Raw genomic sequence first — 3,225 nt, 5'->3', positions numbered from 1 at the left:
GGAGTACTGATAATCATTAGGAATGGAAATAAACTGTCCTGGAACCAGTTTCCCTGTTTTTAATTGATCAACAGTTGCAAAACCATAATTTCCATTTGGAGCCTTAATAACTACATGTCCTCTTCCATAAGGCTCTTTAATTTCCTGTATTTCTTTCAAATCGGCTTCAGATATGGTATTGTTTTTATTTATCATTCTGGCGGTGATATTTTCAGCTATCTGATTGTCTATGCCGTCATCAGTTCCACCCAAACCGATAATCCAGCCGTCACTGGTAACTATTACATGGCAAAAGTAGTTATTGTCTGTCTTATATTGCTTTATAACATTATATCCATGCCAATTTACGTTTTCTATGTGAATATCGGCATCTAAATCGGAATCCCGTCTATAAGACATTACTGAATCATTTCCGTCCAATTGCAAAAGTATAGAACAGCAGCCAATCATGTCTGTTTCATTGGTATCTGGAGAACTTGCAACATTATTGTCATTTAAACCTAGAGAATACACTCCAAATAAAGAAATAACACATAAAAAAAATATTAATATAAAAATTTTCCTTTTAAAATTCATATAAACCCTTAAACTACCTTATAACATTAGTATATTAGATTTATATAATATTTAAAAGTAATTCAATTTTTATATCAGTTATTAAATCTTCTTGAATTAAGTTTTAATTTTTGTTTCATTTGCTCACGGTCAATGTGGATATATTTGTCGGTTGTCTGTGAGTTTGAATGGCCTGCAATTGACTGTACCTCAGCAACGGTAAGTATTTCAGCATAATGAGACAGTGCAGTGTGTCTTAGAATGTGAACACTGACATTTTTGCTGTAGTTTACAGGACAGTCGATTCCTTCACTTTCAATTCTCCTGTCACACTCATGAGCATATTTTTTCACTATATCCTGAACGCCACGTTTTCCTATTCTATTGCCTTTAATATTTGTGAACAGTTCTTCACGTGTTGATTCCAAAGCTGCCTTGTTTCTCTGAATTACCGGCCTGTAGACATTGTGGGTGTTTTTTCTGAGTTTTGTGATGCGGTCCATCATCATGTCATTTAAGCTGACAAGAGTATCGAAAGTAATGAAGGTAGTTCTGTCTTTCAATTCCCCTTTTGTGGTTTCAGCTCTTAGATTGACATCAATAAACTCAGATGTATCATTTGGAAGGATATAGAATCCGTTTTCATCCAGAGGAACCTGAATATCTTCCTTATTAAGCAATACCAGTTCCTTTAGCCTCATCCCGGAATCAATGAAAGTCCTGCAAATCGCATAATCTCGTGAATTTCCGCTTTGATGGATTGTATCTAAAAAGAAATCGCTTTGTTGCCAGGTTAAAGATATTTTTTCTATTCTTTTTTTAGCAGTTTCTGGATCTTCTGCCTTTACTTCAATAATATCCTTCATTTTGATTGGTTCATGCTGGATTTCTTCATGAACGTCTTCTGAGTTTATGAATTCCAGAATGTTCATCATATATGTTTTTACAGTGGTTCTTTTATTTCCACGTTGTTTTAAACAGTGCCGACGATATTTTCTGAGTTGTTTTTTAACATTATCACTGTTTAATTCATCCACGCCTTCTGATTCCAAATATTCTATGAATTTGGATATATTGAATGTCTGTTTTTTGATGGTTTCTTCAGTTAAGTTTTTTACCTCTTGTTTTTCCTCTAAGTATTCATCTAGGTAGTCCGTTAGCTCATCGACTTCTATCATAAGCTTTTTCCTCTCCTAAATTTTTATACCTAACCCTTGTTTTACTATTGAATTTTTTAGTATATAAAGACTTCGTATGTTTTCTTTTTTAACGTATATTATTACATAAAATATACGTTCTATTTATATATAAAATTTGGTCAATTTGGAGTTTTCCTGAGAAATGTTACAAGTGAAGTAATACATATACATCAAGTGGTTTAAAAATGGTGATTTCGTTAAATTTTGGATTTGTAATAAAAATCAGATGAAATGTAATAAAAAAATTTTTCACATTTTGAAAAAAAATATTTCCTAAATCTCAGGAACTAAAATTTTTCGTTAGATGAAAATTTTTTTGAAAATCTCAAAACCTTAAAAAAACATTTGAAAAAATATTTAAAAGAAAATTATTATAGTATAAAATATATTATCAGTATAGTAATTATCCGCTTAGTTTTACTAAATCAAAACTTCAAGGGAGATAATGGAAATATTGATTTAATATATAATTTAAGGAGGTTAAAACATGAACAAAAAGATATTTTTTGCACTGTCCGTTGCTGTTGTAGCTATCGTTGCTATCGGAACTGTATCTGCATTTGATCTTTCAGACCTGGGATCTTTATTCGGAACTCCACCTGATCAAAATGTAACTCTTGATGGTGAAACTTTCCACATTCCAGGAACATTCAAAGAAAATGAAAATGTAAGTAAAAATGCGACTGTAAATGACTATTATCTTTTCAAAACCACTGAATATGCGAAAGGATACAAAAATGACACTAATTACATTAACATTTTAATTTTCGATTACAATGGTACCGAACTGGATGACAATTTAATTAATTACAACAACGGTACAGCTAAAAACATTTCTGGAGTAAAAGGTTTCCTATATTATGACGGCATTGGATATACTTACTCATATGCAAAAGAAAATAAAGTGATTTCAATACAATCAGATAATGAAGAACTTATTGCTCCTGTAATAGCTTAATCTTTAAGCTATTATTTTCTTTTTTTATTAATTTTGTATAAATTTTTTCGTTTAAAGTGAATGTTTTCTATGCAAATATTCAAAACTGAAGTTGTTAAAATTGGTGGAAGAAAAGTTAAAGGAGCTAATGGTGAAATGTTAACACCTATTAAATTAAGAGTGGTGGGTTACAAATGAAAAGAGCTGAATGGATTAATACACATTACTTGTTAGATCATGCAGAAGAAATTATTAATAATACTAACGTGCTATTTCCTGAATGGTTAGTTAGGAAGACTAAATCTTTTGATGATGGAACTATCTTAAGTGATATTTGGGAACGTATTCGAAAAAAACAGCTTAATGAGTCTGGTAATTGGTATATTTTTGGTCGTGGTGACCGTTGGATTGGTCAGAATGAAACTTGGGAGGAGGCTGAAGATCGTATTGTTCGTGAGTATTGTGAAGCTACTGGGCACTGGGATTTATTCATCTGGAAAGAGGTAAAAGAATGACTAAAACTCAAACAGTGCA

General features: G+C 31.4%; 3 protein-coding genes and 1 pseudogene. 2 read left to right on the top strand and 2 right to left on the bottom strand.

Annotated elements, in window-relative coordinates:
• Both ACJMLH_RS03380 and ACJMLH_RS03375 read right to left on the bottom strand, forming a co-directional pair.
• A pseudogene (locus ACJMLH_RS03380) lies at positions 1–513 on the bottom strand (hypothetical protein); the annotation flags it as partial.
• Between the two features lie 137 nt (positions 514–650).
• Complete coding sequence (locus ACJMLH_RS03375) at positions 651–1,733, bottom strand: tyrosine-type recombinase/integrase (RefSeq protein WP_405274723.1); 1,083 nt, start codon at positions 1,731–1,733, stop codon at positions 651–653.
• 508 nt (positions 1,734–2,241) lie between these two features.
• Between ACJMLH_RS03375 and ACJMLH_RS03370 the strand changes: the two genes are divergently transcribed.
• Together ACJMLH_RS03370 and ACJMLH_RS03365 are read left to right on the top strand one after the other, a co-directional pair.
• Positions 2,242–2,712 carry a hypothetical protein gene (locus ACJMLH_RS03370; protein WP_405274721.1) on the top strand — a complete coding sequence of 157 codons (471 nt, stop codon included), beginning with the start codon at positions 2,242–2,244 and terminating at the stop codon, positions 2,710–2,712.
• A 173-nt stretch (positions 2,713–2,885) separates the two neighbouring features.
• A complete protein-coding gene (locus ACJMLH_RS03365) occupies positions 2,886–3,206 on the top strand; it encodes a hypothetical protein (protein WP_405274719.1) in 321 nt (106 codons plus the stop codon).
• The last annotated feature ends 19 nt before the right edge of the window (positions 3,207–3,225 follow it).

The organism is Methanobrevibacter sp., assembly GCF_045116495.1.
Taxonomy (GTDB): domain Archaea; phylum Methanobacteriota; class Methanobacteria; order Methanobacteriales; family Methanobacteriaceae; genus Methanocatella.
This window is presented reverse-complemented; position numbering and strand designations above follow the sequence as displayed.

Bases quoted from the DNA above. Each gene is read 5' to 3' on its own strand.
- ACJMLH_RS03375 (WP_405274723.1), bottom strand. From the start codon at position 1,733: ATGATAGAAGTCGATGAGCTAACGGACTACCTAGATGAATACTTAGAG.
- ACJMLH_RS03370 (WP_405274721.1), top strand. From the start codon at position 2,242: ATGAACAAAAAGATATTTTTTGCACTGTCCGTTGCTGTTGTAGCTATC.
- ACJMLH_RS03365 (WP_405274719.1), top strand. From the start codon at position 2,886: ATGAAAAGAGCTGAATGGATTAATACACATTACTTGTTAGATCATGCA.